Origin of the sequence: Streptomyces tauricus, from assembly GCF_014650955.1 — a bacterium.
Classification (GTDB): domain Bacteria; phylum Actinomycetota; class Actinomycetes; order Streptomycetales; family Streptomycetaceae; genus Streptomyces; species Streptomyces tauricus.
Window position 1 is genome coordinate 106,174 of record NZ_BMVY01000028.1, and the last position, 16,234, is coordinate 122,407.

Annotated in this window: 14 protein-coding genes and 1 pseudogene; 7 read left to right on the forward strand and 8 right to left on the reverse strand. The window is 70.8% G+C overall.

Going from position 1 to position 16,234, the window contains the following annotated elements:
- The first annotated feature begins 7 nt into the window (after positions 1 to 7).
- Positions 8 to 604, forward strand: coding sequence for a CGNR zinc finger domain-containing protein (locus tag IE278_RS31645; RefSeq protein WP_189777094.1), 597 nt, complete (start codon positions 8 to 10; stop codon positions 602 to 604).
- A gap of 201 nt (positions 605 to 805) precedes the next feature.
- Here the strand turns inward: IE278_RS31645 and IE278_RS31650 are convergent, their stop codons facing one another.
- Positions 806 to 1,282 carry a winged helix-turn-helix transcriptional regulator gene (locus IE278_RS31650; protein WP_189777044.1) on the reverse strand — a complete coding sequence of 159 codons (477 nt, stop codon included), beginning with the start codon at positions 1,280 to 1,282 and terminating at the stop codon, positions 806 to 808.
- A gap of 164 nt (positions 1,283 to 1,446) precedes the next feature.
- On the opposite strand from IE278_RS31650, the gene IE278_RS42520 reads away from it, so the two are divergent.
- On the forward strand, positions 1,447 to 3,102 hold the full coding sequence (locus IE278_RS42520; RefSeq protein WP_246570941.1) for an MFS transporter: 1,656 nt from the start codon (positions 1,447 to 1,449) through the stop codon (positions 3,100 to 3,102).
- A gap of 34 nt (positions 3,103 to 3,136) precedes the next feature.
- The gene (locus IE278_RS31665) at positions 3,137 to 4,384 is read left to right on the forward strand and encodes a 4-hydroxybenzoate 3-monooxygenase (protein WP_189777046.1); all 1,248 of its coding nucleotides are present in this window, start codon (positions 3,137 to 3,139) and stop codon (positions 4,382 to 4,384) included.
- A 6-nt stretch (positions 4,385 to 4,390) separates the two neighbouring features.
- Here the strand turns inward: IE278_RS31665 and rarD are convergent, their stop codons facing one another.
- Positions 4,391 to 5,395, reverse strand: a complete 1,005-nt coding sequence (rarD, locus tag IE278_RS31670; protein WP_189777096.1) for an EamA family transporter RarD — start codon at positions 5,393 to 5,395, stop codon at positions 4,391 to 4,393.
- A 268-nt stretch (positions 5,396 to 5,663) separates the two neighbouring features.
- Complete coding sequence (locus IE278_RS31675) at positions 5,664 to 6,518, reverse strand: SDR family oxidoreductase (protein WP_189777048.1); 855 nt, start codon at positions 6,516 to 6,518, stop codon at positions 5,664 to 5,666.
- A gap of 93 nt (positions 6,519 to 6,611) precedes the next feature.
- Between IE278_RS31675 and IE278_RS31680 the strand changes: the two genes are divergently transcribed.
- Complete coding sequence (locus IE278_RS31680; protein ID WP_189777050.1) at positions 6,612 to 7,007, forward strand: winged helix-turn-helix transcriptional regulator; 396 nt, start codon at positions 6,612 to 6,614, stop codon at positions 7,005 to 7,007.
- Between the two features lie 117 nt (positions 7,008 to 7,124).
- Here IE278_RS31680 and IE278_RS31685 read toward each other — a convergent pair whose 3' ends face one another.
- The 5 genes from IE278_RS31685 to IE278_RS31705 all read right to left on the reverse strand — a co-directional run bounded on the left by IE278_RS31685 (position 7,125) and on the right by IE278_RS31705 (position 14,201).
- The gene (locus IE278_RS31685) at positions 7,125 to 8,219 is read right to left on the reverse strand and encodes a 2-oxoacid:ferredoxin oxidoreductase subunit beta (RefSeq protein ID WP_189777052.1); all 1,095 of its coding nucleotides are present in this window, start codon (positions 8,217 to 8,219) and stop codon (positions 7,125 to 7,127) included.
- Positions 8,212 to 10,143: a 2-oxoacid:acceptor oxidoreductase subunit alpha gene (locus IE278_RS31690; protein WP_189777054.1), complete on the reverse strand. Its 1,932-nt coding sequence runs from the start codon at positions 10,141 to 10,143 to the stop codon at positions 8,212 to 8,214. Before IE278_RS31690 ends, IE278_RS31685 begins: the two co-directional genes overlap by 8 nt.
- A 252-nt stretch (positions 10,144 to 10,395) precedes the next feature.
- Positions 10,396 to 11,067 (reverse strand): response regulator transcription factor, encoded by a 672-nt coding sequence (locus IE278_RS31695; RefSeq protein ID WP_189777056.1) that lies wholly within the window; start codon positions 11,065 to 11,067, stop codon positions 10,396 to 10,398.
- A gap of 305 nt (positions 11,068 to 11,372) precedes the next feature.
- Complete coding sequence (locus IE278_RS31700) at positions 11,373 to 12,731, reverse strand: sensor histidine kinase (RefSeq protein ID WP_189777058.1); 1,359 nt, start codon at positions 12,729 to 12,731, stop codon at positions 11,373 to 11,375.
- A gap of 255 nt (positions 12,732 to 12,986) precedes the next feature.
- Entirely contained in the window at positions 12,987 to 14,201 is a 1,215-nt protein-coding gene (locus tag IE278_RS31705; RefSeq protein ID WP_189777060.1) for a sensor histidine kinase, read from the reverse strand.
- A 324-nt stretch (positions 14,202 to 14,525) separates the two neighbouring features.
- Between IE278_RS31705 and IE278_RS31710 the strand changes: the two genes are divergently transcribed.
- The 3 genes and pseudogenes from IE278_RS31710 to IE278_RS31720 form a co-directional block, all read left to right on the forward strand.
- Entirely contained in the window at positions 14,526 to 14,903 is a 378-nt protein-coding gene (locus IE278_RS31710; RefSeq protein ID WP_149512306.1) for an NADH-quinone oxidoreductase subunit A, read from the forward strand.
- A 140-nt stretch (positions 14,904 to 15,043) separates the two neighbouring features.
- A pseudogene (locus tag IE278_RS43480) lies at positions 15,044 to 15,406 on the forward strand (NADH-quinone oxidoreductase subunit B); the annotation flags it as partial.
- Positions 15,394 to 16,234: NADH-quinone oxidoreductase subunit C (locus IE278_RS31720; protein ID WP_506417403.1), on the forward strand; the 841-nt coding region annotated here is incomplete at its 3' end. The pseudogene IE278_RS43480 and the gene IE278_RS31720, both read left to right, overlap by 13 nt.

Genomic DNA, 16,234 nt, shown 5'->3' on the forward strand with positions numbered 1-16,234 from the left:
GCCTGCAATGAAATCGCCCGGACTGACTCTCGTGTCGTACGGCGGGAAGCGGTACCGCTTCGACGCCGGGGCGCTGTGCACCGAGCTGCTGACGACGGGCGGACCGGGGGAGTTCGCCCGCTACGAGTCGCTGCACGAGCCCGCGGACCTGCTGCGCTGGGTGGAGCGGAGCCGGCTGCCGGGCGGCCTCGAAATGCCGGTCATGGAAAGGGAGTTGGCGGAAACGCGAGCCCTGCGGAACGCGCTGTTCCAGGTCGTCGCCGACCGCGCCCACGGCCGGCCGCTGGCGGCCCGTGAACTGGCTGCCGTCAACCTCGCCGCGGCCGGGGCGCCGCTCGCCGCGCGTATCGAGGCGGACGGTTCGCGCGGGTGGGCGCCGGGGGCCACGGTGGCGCGGTTGCTGGCCACCGTCGCCCGTGAGGCGGTCGAACTGCTCACCGGGCCGTACGCGGACCGCTTCCGCGAGTGCGGATCCGGCAACTGCGGCCTGCTGTTCGTCGACACGTCCCGGCCGGGTCGGCGCCGGTGGTGCGCGATGGAACACTGCGGCAACGTGCACAAGGTGCGCGCGCACCGGGCGCGGCGGGCCGAGGGGGACGACTGAGGGGGACGACTGAGGGGTCTCGTCCACGGGTTCGACCCGGGCTGACCCGGCCCGCAAGATCCGACCCGGCTCGACCTGGCCCGGCTCGGCCCGGCAAGACCCGACCCGGCTCGACCGGCAAGACCCGGCTCAGCCCGACCCGGCCCGGCTCAGCCCGGCTCGGCCTGGATCGGTTCGCCCGGCGGGGGCGAAAACAGCCCCTCAGACACGCCCGACGCCCTCCGCCTGCCCCTCCACCCGCCCCTCCGCCTCCGCCTCGATCCGCTCGTCATAAGCGGCCCGCGCCATCGCGATCTCGCCCTGGTGCATCTCCGTCCAGGTCACCAGGGACCGGATGGTCGCGTGCAGCGTCCCCCCGAGCGGAGTGAGCTCGTACTCCACCCTCGGCGGCACCACGGGATGAACCGTCCGCTTCACGAGCCCGTCCCGCTCCAACTGCCGCAGCGTGACCGTCAGCATCCGCTGGCTGATCCCGTCGATCTCCCGCCGCAGCTCGGTGAACCGGAGCCGCCGGGATTCGAGCAGGGCGATCACCAGGAGGGACCACTTGTCCGCCACCCGGTCGAGGATCTGCCGCACCTGGCAGTCCTCCCGGGTGTCCCACTGGAAGGGGTCCGCGTCGCCGTAATCCACGGTGCTCGCGCAGTTACTCGGTGACTTTGAAGTGCCTTCTTCCATGCCTGCCGATGCTGCCGCAGGCTGGCACCGGTTACAAGAGGGAACTGACCCTCACTCGGGTAACCACCTCTTCCCGCACGCCCTCCTGAGGAGAAGTCACGATGAAACCCGGAGAAGCAGCGACGAATCCCGGAGAAGCGGCCACGGCATCCGGAGAAGTCGCGATGGGCCCCCGCGCCTGGGCCCTGCTGTTCGTCCTCTGCGGAACGATCTTCCTGGAGGGCATCGACGTCGCCATGCTGGCCGTCGCCATCCCGTCCATCAGATCCGACCTCGGCCTGCCCACGGACACCGCGGCCTGGGTGATGAGCGCGTACGTGCTCGGTTACGCGGGCTTCACCCTGCTCGGCGGTCGCGCGGCCGACCTGCTGGGCCGCCGCCGGATGTTCCTCACCTGGCTGACGGTCTTCCTCGCCTTCTCGGGTCTCGGCGGGTTCGCCACGGAGGGCTGGACGCTGATCGTCGCCCGCTTCGTCACCGGTGTGGCGGCGGCCTTCATGACCCCGGCCGCGCTGTCCCTCATCACGACGTCGTACGCGGAGGGTCCGCAGCGCAACAAGGCTCTGCTGATCTTCGCGGGCACGGCGGCCGGCGGTTTCTCGCTCGGCCTGGTCATCGGCGGCCTGCTCACCCAACTGGGCTGGCGCTGGGTCTTCTTCGCCCCGGTACTGCTCGCCGGCGCGCTGCTGCTGGCCGCCGTCCGCCTGATCCCGGCCCAGCCGAACGACACCCGGGCGCCCCGCACCGAGCAGTCGCGCACCGGGCAGTCGCGCACCGTGGAGTCCCGCTCCGGGGAGCCGCGCTCCACGGAAGCCCGCACCGGGGAGCCCCGCGATCCCGGCAAGGGCCGCCCCCATCGGCGTACCGAAGGCTTCGATCTTCTCGGGGCCGTCACCGCCGCAGGTGCCATGCTGCTCGCCGCCTACGCCGTCATCCGGCTCGAACACGGCCTGGACGGCTGGTGGCTGACGGCCACGACGGCGGCGGCGGCCACCGCTCTGCTCGTCGTGTTCGTCGCGGTCGAACGCCGTACCGCCACCCCCCTCGTCCGCCTCGGCATCTTCCGTGAAGGGTCCGTCGTCCGCGCCGACCTGGGCGCTCTCCTCTTCGTGGGCGCCTTCTTCGGCTTCCAGTTCGTCCTCACCCTCTACCTCCAGGAACTGCGCGGCTGGTCCTCGCTCCAGACGGCGATCGCCCTGGTGGCCCTGGGCTGCGACGCGATCCTCGCCCCCACGCTGACACCCCGGCTGGTCACCCGTTTCGGCCACGGCAGGGTGATCCTCGGCGGTTTCGTCCTCGCGATCGTGGCGTACGGGCTCTTCCTGCCCGTCGGCATGGACTGGTCGTACGCGGCGATGTTCCCGACCCTGATCATCGCGGGCACCGCCTTCGCGCTGGCCTACGGTCCGCTCACGATCGCGGCGACGGACGGTGTGGCGGAGTCCGAACAGGGGCTCGCGAGCGGTCTGTTGAACACCTTCACACAGTTCGGCTCGGCGGTCGGCATCTCGGCGGTGACGGCGGTGTACGGCCTCGCCTCCCAGGGAGCCGCCGCGGGTCCGGATCCGGATCCGGAGGCCACCTTGTCCGCCTTCCGCGCGGCCCTGGTCGTCCCGGTGGTGATGGTGACGCTGGGCGCACTGCTGTCGTCCTTCGGCCTCGGAAGGCGCCCGGAGCCGAGGGCCCAGGCGGCGGCCCCCGCAGCAGCAGCTACGGGAGCGGCCCCCGGGGAGGCCCCCGAGGCAGCCGTCGTGGTCACCCCCGGCCTCTCCGCCCTCTCCGGCCTCCCCGCCAACCGCGTCCCGCAGGACCCGAGTTGACGACGACCCGGGCCGATTTCGCCATACTGTTCGTATGACCGCAGCCGCCCCCGACGCCTCTGCCTCTCCCGGTTCCTCCACCTCCTCCGACTCCGTCCAGCGCACCCGTGTCGTCGTCGTGGGCGCAGGCCCCGCCGGCCTCACCCTGGCCAACATCCTGCGGGCCGCCTCCGTGGACTGCGTGGTGCTGGAGAACGAGAGCAGGGAGTTCATCGAGCGCCGTCCGCGCGCGGGATTCCTGGAGGAGTGGGCGGTCCGTGCGCTGGACGGGCGGGGCCTCGCGGACCGGCTGCTGCGGAACACGGTGGTGCACACCGAGTGCGAGTTCCGGTTCGCGGGGGAGAGCCACCGGTTCCCGTACACGGGTGTGTCGGGCCAGCGGCACTACGTCTATCCGCAGCCGCTCCTGGTGACCGACCTGGTGCGCGAGTACGCGGACGTCCGCGGCGGCGACATCCGGTTCGGCGTCCGTGACGTCGAGCCGGCCGGGACGGACACCGACCGGCCCTCGGTGGCGTACACGGATCCGGCGACGGGTGAACGCGTGCGGCTCGACTGCGACTTCGTCGCGGGGTGCGACGGCGCGCGCGGTGTGACCCGCGACCACATGCCGCCGGAGCACGTCACGATCGCCCGGCACGACCTCGGCGTCGGCTGGCTGGCCCTCCTCGCCGAGGCGCCCCCGTCCTCCGACTGCGTGGTCTTCGGTATCCATCCGCGCGGGTTCGCCGGTCACATGGCCCGCAGTCCGCAGGTCACCCGGTACTACCTGGAATGCCCACCGGGCGACGACCCGGAGAACTGGTCGCACGAGCGCGTCTGGTCCGAGCTGCACGAACGGCTCGCGGCGGACGGGGCCCCGCCGCTCGTCGAGGGCGAGCTGATCGAGAAGCGGGTCCTGGCCATGCACAACTACGTGGTGGAGCCGATGGCGTACGGGCGGCTGTATCTGGTGGGGGACGCGGCCCATCTGCTCGCACCGATCGGCGCGAAGGGCATGAACCTGGCGATCCACGACTCCCTGCTGCTCGGCGACGCGCTCGTCGCCCACTACGGCAAGGGGGACGACAGCGGGCTGCGCGACTACTCGCGGAGGTGTCTGCGGCGGGTGTGGCAGTACCAGGAGTTCTCGCAGTGGCTGTCCGAGATGTACCACGGTGTCTCGTCCGGCGATCCGTTCCGTGCGGGGGTCGCGCGGGCGCGGCTGCGGCGGACTCTCGGCTCGCCGGCCGCCGCGGCCGGATTCGCCGAACTGTTCCTCGGCAAGGACACCGACTACTGACGACGATTACTGACGCCGGCTCGCCTGGTCCTGCTCGGCCGCCCCGCCCGCCTCGGCCGCTCCGGCCGTCACCTCCGAGACCGCCGTCTCCGGAACGGCCTCCTCCGGAACCACCGCCTCCGCGGTCGCACAGGCCGCCGTCGCCGAAGCCGCGGCGATCGCCGCGTTCCGCAGGACCGTCCGCGACCGGCGGGCCGTGCGCAGAGCGTCCCAGGTCAGCAGCGACAGCGCGGCCCACACCAGCGCGAACCCGGCCCACCGCTCCGGCGGCATCTCCTCGTGGAAGTACAGGACGCCGAGCAGGAACTGCAGCACCGGTGCCAGGTACTGCAGCAGCCCCAGCGTGGACAGCGGCACCCGGATCGCCGCCGCGCCGAAGCACACGAGCGGCAGGGCGGTGACCACACCGGTCGCGGCCAGCAGCGCCGCGTGTCCGGCGCCCTCACCGCCGAAGGTCGCGTCGCCCTGGGCCGACAGCCACACCAGGTAGCCGAGCGCGGGCAGGAACTGGACGGCGGTCTCCGCGGCCAGCGACTCCAGGCCGCCGAGGTTGAGCTTCTTCTTCACCAGCCCGTACGTGGCGAAGGAGAAGGCGAGGCAGAGGGAGATCCACGGCGGCTGGCCGTAGCCGATGGTCAGGACGAGTACCGCGGCGAAGCCGGTGCCGACCGCCGCCCACTGGGCCGGCCGCAGCCGTTCCTTCAGGAGCAGGACGCCGATCGCGATGGTGACGAGGGGATTGATGAAGTAGCCGAGTGACGCCTCCACCACATGGCCGCTGTTCACGGCCCAGATGTAGACGCCCCAGTTGACGGTGATCACGGCCGCCGCGACGGTGATCAGGCCCAGCTTGCGCGGCTGGCGCAGCAGCGGGAGCGCCCAGGACCAGCGGCGCATCACCAGGAGGGCGATCAGTACGACGCCGAGGGACCAGACCATGCGGTGGGCGAGGATCTCTCCGGCGCTCGCGGGTTCGAGGAACGGCCAGAAGAGGGGGACGAGCCCCCACATGCCGTACGCGGCGAAACCGTTCAGCAGACCGATCCGCTGTTCGCCCTTGGACTCCGGACCCGCGTCCGGCCCGATGCCCGGCCGGATGTCCGGCCCGGCGCCCGGCCCTATCTGCTGTCTGCCCTCGGACTCCACCGGCACGGCCCTTCTTTCCCTGTAGCTCCAAACTCAAAGAAGGTAGCGCCAAGCACCCCCGTACGTCATGCCCGTATCGCCATACGGTCATGACAGGCGGGGGTGCGGGTCCCGTACGGGTCCGGGGTGGGGCTCAGCCCTTGAGCGCCACCGCGACCGACTCGGCGATCGGCGTGGTCGGACGGCCGGTCAGCCGGGAGAGGTCACCCGTGCCGACGATCAGCTCGCCCTTCTCGATGGACTCGTCCACACCGGCCAGGATCTCGGCGAACGGCGCGGGCAGGCCGGCGCCGGTCAGGATGCCCTTGTACGTCTCGACGGGGACGGCGTTGTACGTGATCTCCTTGCCGGACGCCTCCGCCACGACGGCGGCGTACTCGGCGAAGCCGAAAGCGGTGTCGCCGCCCAGCTCGTACGTCGTGTTCTCGTGCCCCTCGCCGGTCAGCACGGCCACGGCGGCGGCCGCGTAGTCGGCGCGCGAGGCGGTGGAGATACGGCCCTCGCCGGCTGCCTGGACGACGGCGCCGTGTTCGAGGACGGGGGCCAGGTTCTCGGTGTAGTTCTCGTTGTACCAGCCGTTGCGCAGCAGGGTGTACGTCACACCGGACTCCAGGATCGCCGCCTCGGTGCCCCGGTGGTCGTCGGCCAGCGCGGCGGTCAGGGTGCCGGGGGCGCTGGTGTACGCGAAGAGCGCGACTCCGGCGGCCTTGGCTGCGTCGAGGACGACCTTGTGCTGGCCGACCCGGCCCTTGTCGAACTCATTGCCGGAGACGAGCAGCACCCGGTCGCCGGCGGAGAAGACGCTGTCGAACGTCTCGGGAGCGTTGTAGTCGGCGACCGCGATCCGCACGCCGCGGGCGGCGAGGTCCGCCGCCTTCTCCTCGCTGCGGACGACGGCGACGACCTGGTCGGCCGGGACCTTCTCCAGCAGACCCTCGATGACGTGACGGCCGAGGTGTCCGGTGGCTCCGGTGACGACGATGCTCATGGTGGAAACAACTCCTTGTGGGGTGGGTACGTCACTCACCATAAGAGCTGCACTAACTTCTGGAAAGTACCCACTTTGAAGTAAGGTACCTCCATGGCAGTAAGTGGCTCGGCAGTGAATCCGGTCGTGGACAAGTACTCCGTCGGCGAGGGCATGTGCCCGTACCGCCTCGTCCTGGAGCACGTCACCAGCCGATGGGGCGTCCTCGTCCTGATCGAGCTGAGGGAGCGCCCGTACCGCTTCAGCGAGCTGCGGCGGGCGATCGGCAGGGTCAGCGAGAAGATGCTCACCCAGACCCTGCAGACCCTGGAACGCGACGGCCTCGTACACCGCGACGCCAAACCGGTCATCCCGCCGCGCGTCGACTACTCGCTCACCGACCTGGGCCGGGAGGCGGCCGAACAGGTCCTGGCCCTGGCGCTGTGGACCGAGCAGCGGATGGACGCGGTGGAGAAGGCGAGGCGGGCATACGACGAGGCCCGGTCGTAATTACGCGACCGAGCCTCGCTGTGCCCAGAGGGGCGCGGGGAACCGCGCACCCAACCACAGCCCGCCCGCAGCCGAGACGCCACGCCGCAGCGGAGCGCCCCGCAACCCCGCAGACGGTCAGCCGACGACGGTCCAGGCGTCCCCACCCGTGAGCAGCGCGGACAAGTCGCCCTTGCCGTTCTGCTCGATGGCGGAGTCCAGCTGGTCGGCCATCTGCGTGTCGTAGACCGCCCGGTCGACGGCCCGCAGCACACCGATCGGCGTGTGGTGCAGCGTGTCCGGATCGGCGAGCCGGGACAGCGCGAACGCCGTGGTCGGCGACGTGGAGTGCGCGTCGTGGACCAGGATCAGCGGCTCGTTCTCCGGGGTGACGGTGACGACCCTCAGATCGCCGGTCACCGCGTCGCGCACGACGCCCTTCGAACCGAGACCGTCCTCCAGCGGGGCGCCGAAGCGGATCGGCCGCCCGTGCTCCAGGCGGATCACCGCCTCCTCGGCCTGCTGCCTGTCCTTGAGGACCTCGAAGGCGCCGTCGTTGAAGATGTTGCAGTTCTGGTAGATCTCGACGAGGGCCGTGCCCGGGTGGGCGGCGGCCTGCCGCAGGACCTCGGTGAGGTGCTTGCGGTCGGAGTCCACGGTCCGCGCCACGAAGGACGCCTCCGCGCCGATCGCGAGCGACACCGGGTTGAACGGCGCGTCGAGCGAACCCATCGGCGTGGACTTCGTGATCTTCCCGACCTCGGAGGTCGGGGAGTACTGGCCCTTGGTGAGCCCGTAGATCCGGTTGTTGAACAGCAGGATCTTCAGGTTCACGTTCCGCCGCAGCGCGTGGATCAGATGGTTGCCGCCGATGGACAGCGCGTCGCCGTCACCGGTGACGACCCACACCGACAGATCCTGCCGGGACGAGGCGAGTCCGGTCGCGATGGCGGGCGCGCGCCCGTGGATGGAGTGCATCCCGTACGTGTTCATGTAGTACGGGAAGCGGGAGGAGCACCCGATGCCCGAGACGAAGACGATGTTCTCCTTCGCCAGGCCGAGTTCGGGCATGAAGCCCTGTACGGCGGCGAGGATCGCGTAGTCGCCGCAGCCGGGGCACCAGCGCACTTCCTGATCGGACTTGAAGTCCTTCATGGACTGCTTGGCCTCGGCTTTGGGCACCAGAGTGAGCGCCTCGATCGTGCCCGAGCCTTCCGTGGTCGTCTCAGCCATCGATGGCCTCCTTGAGAGCCGTGGCGAGCTGCTCAGCCTTGAACGGCATGCCGTTCACCTGGTTGTACGAGTGGGCGTCGACCAGGTACTTCGCCCGGACCAGCGTGGCCAGCTGACCGAGGTTCATCTCGGGGATGACCACTTTGTCGTAACGCTTCAGTACGGTGCCGAGATTCCGCGGGAAGGGGTTGAGGTGCCGCAGATGGGCCTGCGCGATGTGCTCCCCGGCCGCGCGCAGCCGGCGTACCGCCGCGGTGATCGGTCCGTAGGTCGAACCCCAGCCCAGCACCAGCGTGTCCGCGTTCCCGGTGGGGTCGTCGACCTCCACGTCGGGGACGTCGATGCCGTCGATCTTCGCCTGCCGCGTACGGACCATGAAGTCGTGGTTGGCCGGGTCGTAGCTGATGTTGCCCGTGCCGTCCTGCTTCTCGATGCCGCCGATGCGGTGTTCGAGGCCGGGCGTGCCCGGGATCGCCCAGGGACGGGCCAGGGTCTTGGGATCGCGCTTGTACGGCCAGAAGACCTCGGTGCCGTCGTCCAGCGTGTGGTTGGGCCCTTGCGCGAACTGCACCCGCAGATCGGGAAGTTCGTCGGTCTCCGGGATCCTCCACGGCTCCGAGCCGTTGGCCAGGTAGCCGTCCGACAGCAGCAGCACCGGCGTGCGGTACGCGAGCGCGATCCGGGCCGCCTCGATGGCCGCGTCGAAACAGTCGGCGGGGGTGCGGGGGGCCACGATCGGGACCGGGGCCTCGCCGTTGCGCCCGTACATCGCCTGCAGCAGGTCGGCCTGCTCGGTCTTGGTGGGCAGCCCGGTCGAGGGGCCGCCGCGCTGGATGTCGATGACCAGCAGGGGCAGTTCGAGGGAGACGGCGAGCCCGATCGTCTCGCTCTTGAGTGCCACGCCGGGGCCGGAGGTCGTGGTCACGGCGAGCGACCCGCCGAAGGCCGCGCCCAGCGCCGCACCGATCCCCGCGATCTCGTCCTCGGCCTGGAAGGTGCGTACGCCGAAGTTCTTGTGCCTGCTCAGCTCGTGCAGGATGTCGGAGGCGGGCGTGATCGGGTACGAGCCCAGGTACAGCGGCAGGTCGGCCTGCCGGGAGGCGGCGATCAGCCCGTACGACAGGGCGAGGTTCCCGGAGATGTTGCGGTAGGTGCCCGTCGGGAAGGCCTGGGTGGCGGGGGCGATCTCGTACGAGACGGCGAAGTCCTCGGTCGTCTCGCCGAAGTTCCAGCCCGCGCGGAACGCGGCGATGTTGGCCGCCGCGATGCCGGGCTTCTTGGCGAACTTCGTCTTGAGGAACTTCTCGGTGCCCTCGGTCGGCCGGTGGTACATCCAGCTCAGCAGGCCCAGCGCGAACATGTTCTTGCTGCGCTCGGCCTCCTTGCGCGAGAGGTCGAAGTCCTTGAGCGCCTCGACGGTCAGCGTGGTCAGCGGCACGGGGTGGACGGAGAAACCGTCCAGCGAGCCGTCCTCCAGCGGACTGGCCGCGTAGCCGACCTTCGCCATCGCCCGTTTGGTGAACTCGTCCGTGTTGACGATGATCTCCGCGCCGCGCGGCACATCGGCGATGTTCGCCTTGAGCGCGGCCGGATTCATCGCGACGAGGACGTTGGGCGCGTCGCCCGGGGTGAGGATGTCGTGGTCGGCGAAATGCAGCTGAAAAGAAGAAACGCCCGGCAGTGTTCCTGCGGGCGCACGGATCTCGGCGGGGAAGTTCGGCAGTGTCGAAAGGTCGTTCCCGAACGATGCCGTCTCGGAGGTGAAGCGGTCTCCGGTGAGCTGCATACCGTCACCCGAGTCCCCCGCGAACCGGATGATCACCCGATCGAGCCGGCGTACGTCCTTGTCACCCGCCGGTTTGCGCTGTTCTCCTACGACGGCTCCGTCGGCCTGCTCAGCTGGACTGCTGACCTGACTGGTCACTGAAGTGAACCTCCTTCGAGGCGGCTGTCCGGGTGGGGCCCTCCCGCAGGCCTCCACCCCGGGCCCAACCCTACGTCGGCAAGGGGTGCCCGCCCCGGGAAGCGCTCATGACGGACGCCGTTTCGAGACTGTCGTACATCCTGTTTTGCCACGATTGCTCCGCCCCCCGGAGTTACCTGCCAAGACGCTCCGTGCACAACGATCGGTTCTCGCACTCGTGCGGCGCTGGATCCCTGACACGGTGTCCGCTCATCACGACTTGAGATAGGTGAGGACCGCGAGAACGCGGCGGTGGTCCCCGTCGCTCTGCGACAGGCCCAGTTTCATGAAGATGTTGCTCACGTGCTTCTCGACCGCGCCGTCGCTGACCACGAGCTGCCGGGCCACCGCGGAGTTCGTCCGTCCCTCGGCCATCAGTCCCAGGACCTCCCTCTCGCGCGGGGTGAGTCCCGCGAGGACGTCCTGCTTCCGGCTGCGCCCGAGCAGCTGCGCGACGACCTCCGGGTCGAGAGCGGTGCCGCCGCGGGCCACGCGGACGACCGCGTCCACGAACTCCCTCACTTCGGCTACCCGGTCCTTGAGGAGATAGCCGACCCCGGTGGTGGAACCGGCCAGCAGTTCGGTGGCGTACTGCTCCTCCACGTACTGCGACAGCACCAGGACACCGAGCCCCGGGTGCTGCTTGCGCAACTGCACGGCCGCCTTCACGCCTTCGTCGGTGTGGGTCGGCGGCATCCGGACGTCCGCGACCACGACGTCCGGCAGCGCGTCCTGCGCTGCGAACTCCGTGATCGTCTTGATCAGCGCGTCCCCGTCCCCGACGCCGGCGATCACCTCGTGCCCGCGGTCGGTCAGCAACCGGGTCAGGCCCTCCCGCAGCAGCACTGAATCCTCGGCGATGACCACGCGCACTCTGTCCTCCACGATTCTCGGCCCCCCAGCCCGTCCCGGACCGCGCACCGGGTCGATCCCCGCCCACGCCCCGCACATACGTCAGCCCCCAGCATCCCAGCATCGGGACCCGAACGCGGCATGTTTCCGCCCCGCGCCCCCGCCCCGTCAGGGGCGCGGGAAACGGCGCAGTCTTTCGTCTTTCCGGGGGCGCGGGGAACGGCGCAGTCTTTCGCTTTTCAGGGGCGCGGGGAACGGCGCAATCCTTCGTCTGTCAGGGGCGCGGGGGCGCGGGGGCGGAGCCCCCGTTTCGGGAAGGGGCGGGGCTGGGGAAAAACTCAGGCCGCCCGCCAGGGCAACTCCGCGGTCACCCGAGTGGGCCCCGCCACCGGCGAATCGACCACGAGAATGCCATCCACCGCATCAAGCCGCCCCGCAAGCCCCGCAAGCCCGGACCCGGCCCCCGCATCCGCCCCCCCGACCCCGTTGTCGACCACCTGAAGCATCAACCGGTTCTCGATCCGCCAGACATCGACGGTCGCCCGCGTGGCCCGAGAGTGCTTGCTGATGTTCTGCAGCAACTCGGACACCGTGAAGTACGCGATCCCCTCGATCGCGGGCGCCGGCCGAGCCGGCAGATCGACCTCGACCTGCACGGGCACGGTGCACCGGGAGGCGACCGACGACAACGCCGCGTCCAGCCCCCGGTCCGTCAGCACGGCAGGATGAATCCCGCGCGCGAGATCCCGCAGCTCCTGAAGCGCCGTCTTCACCTCGCCGTGCGCCTCGCCCACCATCCGCGCCGCCGCCTGCGGATCCTCCGCCAGCTTCTCCTTCGCCAGCCCCAGATCCATCGCCAGCGCCACCAGCCGGGCCTGCGCCCCGTCGTGCAGGTCGCGCTCGATGCGCCGCAGGTCGGCCGCCGCCGTGTCGACCACGACGCCCCGGTCCGACTCCAGTTCGACCACGCGGGTGGCCAGCTTCGAGGGGCCCAGCAGGGCGCCCACGAGGACCCGGTCCACGAGGGTCAGCGCCCGTATGATCCACGGCGTCGCCAGGGTGAGCAGCAGCCCGACGAGCGCGGTCACGGTGATCTCGAAGGGGTTGTCGAGGTAGACTTGGTGCCCCTCGTCCCCGTACAGCTGCAGGCCGTCCTGGCCGCCGTGCATGGGGAAGACCCAGAACCACAGCGGGTACGTCAGGAGCGTCCAGCCGGTCGTCCAGAGGGTGATGGCGACGGAGAAGGCGAACACGGCCCACGGGAAGTGGATGACCGTGTAGAGGAGGTGGCGCCAGGACGCGCCGCTCTTCAGCGTGGCTCCCATCCATCCCATCGGGCCCTGCTTGCGCATCCGCAGGGGTTCCGGTGCGGCGACGTCGAGCCCCAGCAGGGCGCGGGCGCGCCCGCGTTCCAGCGCGCCGAGCGCGCGGCAGCCGGCGAGGCCCGCGGCGAGTACCGGGACGCCGAGGAAGGTGATCAGCAGGCCCGCGCCGAGCGACATCATCGTCACGGCGAAGGTGAACATGAAGATGCTGAGCGGCAGGCTCAGCATCAGGTAGGCGAACTCACGCAGGCTGCGGGCCTCGACCGGCGCCCGCAGCGCGGCGGGGAGCCGGTGCCCCCGCTCCCCGGTGCCCTCCCCCCGGAATCCGGGGCCGTCGTCCCACCCGTATCCCTGTCCGTACTCCGTGGCCATGGCCGCCGTCCGTTCCTGTCCGTCAGCTGCTTCGGTTCGTTCAGCTGCTTCGTCCGCTGGTGTAACTCCACTGTGCTGTGTGCGGCGCCCACGGAACATGGAGCGCGTCGGCGTCTCGGCCCGGGGGTTTTCCCTACCCCGCCGCCCACGCGCCCCGTCGCCCGGACGCACACACGTACGCCCCCGAACGCGCCCCTGCTCGGGGACGTTCGGGGGCGTCACCCCTCCCGGAGGAAACCGGGCCGAGCCCAAGGATCAGCCCTTCCCCCCGACCCCCTCCATCCGGTCCCGGTCCCGCCAGGGCAGTTCCGCCGTGATCGTCGTCGGCCCGCCGACCGGCGAGTCGACGACGAACAGGCCGTCCACCGCGCCGAGCCGGTCCGCGAGTCCCGCCATCCCCGTACCGCCGTCGAGCGATGCGCCCCCGCGGCCGTCGTCCCAGACCTGTATGAGCAGCCGGTTCTCCGAACGCCACACGTCGACCGAGGCGGACCGCGCCCCGCTGTGCTTGCTGACGTTCTGCAGGAGCTCGGAGACGGTGAAGTACGCGATGCCCTCGATGGCCGCGGCCGGCCGGGCCGGCAGATCGGCCGTCACCTTCACCGGCACCGTGCAGCGGGCGCCTACCGAGGACAGCGCCGCGTCCAGACCACGGTCGGTGAGCACCGCGGGGTGGATGCCCCGCGCCAGGTCCCGCAGCTCCTGCAACGCCAGTTTCACCTCGCCGTGCGCCTCGTCGACCATGGCGGCGACGGTTTCGTCGGCCTGCCCCTCCAGCAGCTTCTCCTTCGCCAGACCGAGCCCCATCGCGAGGTTCACCAGCCGGGCCTGCGCCCCGTCGTGCAGGTCGCGCTCGATGCGCCGCAGGTCGGCCGCGGCCGTGTCGACGACCACCCCCCGGTCCGACTCCAGCTCGGCGATCCGCTGTTCCAGCTCGTCGGAGGGCGACAGCAGGGCGCGCACCATGGCCCGGTCGGCGTTGGCGAGGCCGCGCGCGATGAACGGCAGCACCGGCCACAGCACGAACAACGACGTCAGCGTGACGGTGAAGGTGACGATGCTCCACGGCAGCCGCATCAGCTCGTACAGCACGGTCCGCCAGCCGACCGGGTCCTTCAGCGCCATCCACAGCCACCCGAAGAACCCGCCCCGCCCGCGGAACGGCAGGGGGCTCGGCTCGTCCACCCGTACCCCGAGCAGGCCCCTGGCCCGCAGCCGCTCGAACTTCCCCAGCTGGCGCGCGCCCAGGAGCCCGAACGCCAGGACCGGCAACCCGATCACCGTCACCGTCAGCCCCGCTCCCAGGAACAGGATCGTGACGACGTAGACGAATCCGACGAGGGACGCCGGCAGGTTGGCCAGGAGATGCGAGATCTCCTTCCAGGTGTGCCGGTCGTAGGCGAAGCGCGGGGGTGGCGGCCTGTCGGTGCCGATGCCCAGGGTGTCGACGGCCGGAATGCGTTCGGTCATAGGCGCCACCTTGCCGAACCGCGGCGCGCGGCGCCATGAGGTGGGCCGCCTCCGTCTCCGGGGGAAAACCCCACCTTCGGCGGCTCCAGCCCTCTTCGACCGCGGCCCGGGAACACAACTGCACCATGCCTAACCGTGACGGGCTGCTTACGGTCTCTTTAGCAGGCCCTAGACTCCGGTGCGTACAGATCGTCGAACGCGGCGCATCGCACGGCGCGCGGGCAGGCCCACACGTGGTCCCACGGACTCGTACGGGCCCGCTGTACGAGGTCACACGAGGTCATCCAGGCCAGGGAGCGAGGGGCGGACGTGCCGGAACCGACCATGGTCGCGGCGGACTACTTCCAGTCCTATTCGGTCGTCGGGCTGCTCGCCGTGGTCGGCGTGCTGTTCGTCGCCGTCGCCTTCGGAGCGGGCCGCCTGCTGCGCCCCGTCGTCCCGACCCCCGAGAAGCTCATGACGTACGAGTGCGGGGTCGACCCCGTCGGCGAGGGCTGGGCCCACACCCAGGTCCGCTACTACGTCTACGCCTTCCTGTACGTGATCTTCGCCGTCGACTCGATCTTCCTCTTCCCCTGGGCGACGGTCTTCGCCGCGCCGGGCTACGGCGCGGCGACGCTCGTGGAGATGTTCATCTTCCTCGGCTTCCTGGCCGTCGGTCTGCTGTACGCATACAAGAAGGGCGTCCTCACATGGACGTGACCCCCACGGCCGCCTCGACCTCGTCGGCCGCCCCGACCCCGTCGGCGTCCTCGACTCCCTCGACGTCGTCGGCTCCCGAGCCGGTGCTGCTGCCGGAGCCGAAGCGGCTGGGCGCGCTCGCCCGGCTGGCCCCCGAGCCGATGAAGGTGGTCCTGAACTGGGGCCGCCGCTACTCGCTCTGGGTCTTCAACTTCGGACTCGCCTGCTGCGCGATCGAGTTCATCGCGGCGTCGATGGCCCGTCACGACTTCATCCGCCTCGGCGTCATCCCGTTCGCACCGGGCCCGCGCCAGGCCGACCTGATGGTGGTCTCCGGCACGGTCACGGACAAGATGGCCCCGGCCGTGAAGCGCCTGTACGAGCAGATGCCCGAGCCGAAGTACGTCATCTCCTTCGGCGCGTGCTCGAACTGCGGCGGCCCGTACTGGGACTCGTACTCCGTGACGAAGGGCGTCGACCAGATCATCCCCGTCGACGTGTACGTACCGGGCTGCCCGCCCCGCCCGGAGGCGCTGCTCCAGGGCATCCTCAAGCTCCAGGAGAAGATCGCCCGCGAGTCACTGGGGGAGCGGTACGCGTCCTCCGGCGCCGGCCGCCCCTCCGCGGCCGCGCTGCAGAGCGACCTCGTCCGGCCGCCCGCCACCTCGCCCGCCGTGGGGGACGCCCGATGACCGGGACGACCGGAACCGGATGGCTCCCCGCACCCGTGGAGGAACTCTTCGGCCCCGACGCCACGGCCGAGGAGTCCTACGAGGTACTGACGGTCGACGTGCCGCCGGAGTCCTGGCTCGTCTCCCTGCGGAGCGCGCGTGACGTTCTGGCCTGCACCTACTTCGACTGGCTGAGCGCCGTCGACGAACCCGGCACCGAACCGGGCGCGGGCTTCCGCGTCTCGGCCCACGTCGTGGCACTGGCCCCGGTCCGCCGCCTGCTCGTACGCACCACGGTTCCGCACTCCGCACCCGTCCTCCCCTCCGCCGTCGAGGTCTACGCGGGCGCCGCCTGGCACGAACGCGAGACCCACGAGATGTTCGGCGTCACTTTCGAGGGACACCCCGGCCTGGACCCGCTCCTCCTGCCCGAGGGCTTCGAGGGGCACCCCCTGCGCAAGGACTTCGTCCTGGCGGCCCGCGTGGCGAAGGCATGGCCGGGCGCGAAGGAGCCGGGGGAGTCGGAGCACGGCGGCCCGAAACGCCGCCAGATGCTCCCGCCGGGAGTCCCCGACCCGAACGAATGGGGCCCCCTCAAAGGCCAGCTCCCGCCGGCCCCCGCCCGCCCGGCCCGAGGCGCGGGCCGCGCGGCGGGTGCGAGGGGAGCGGCGGGCGCGCCCG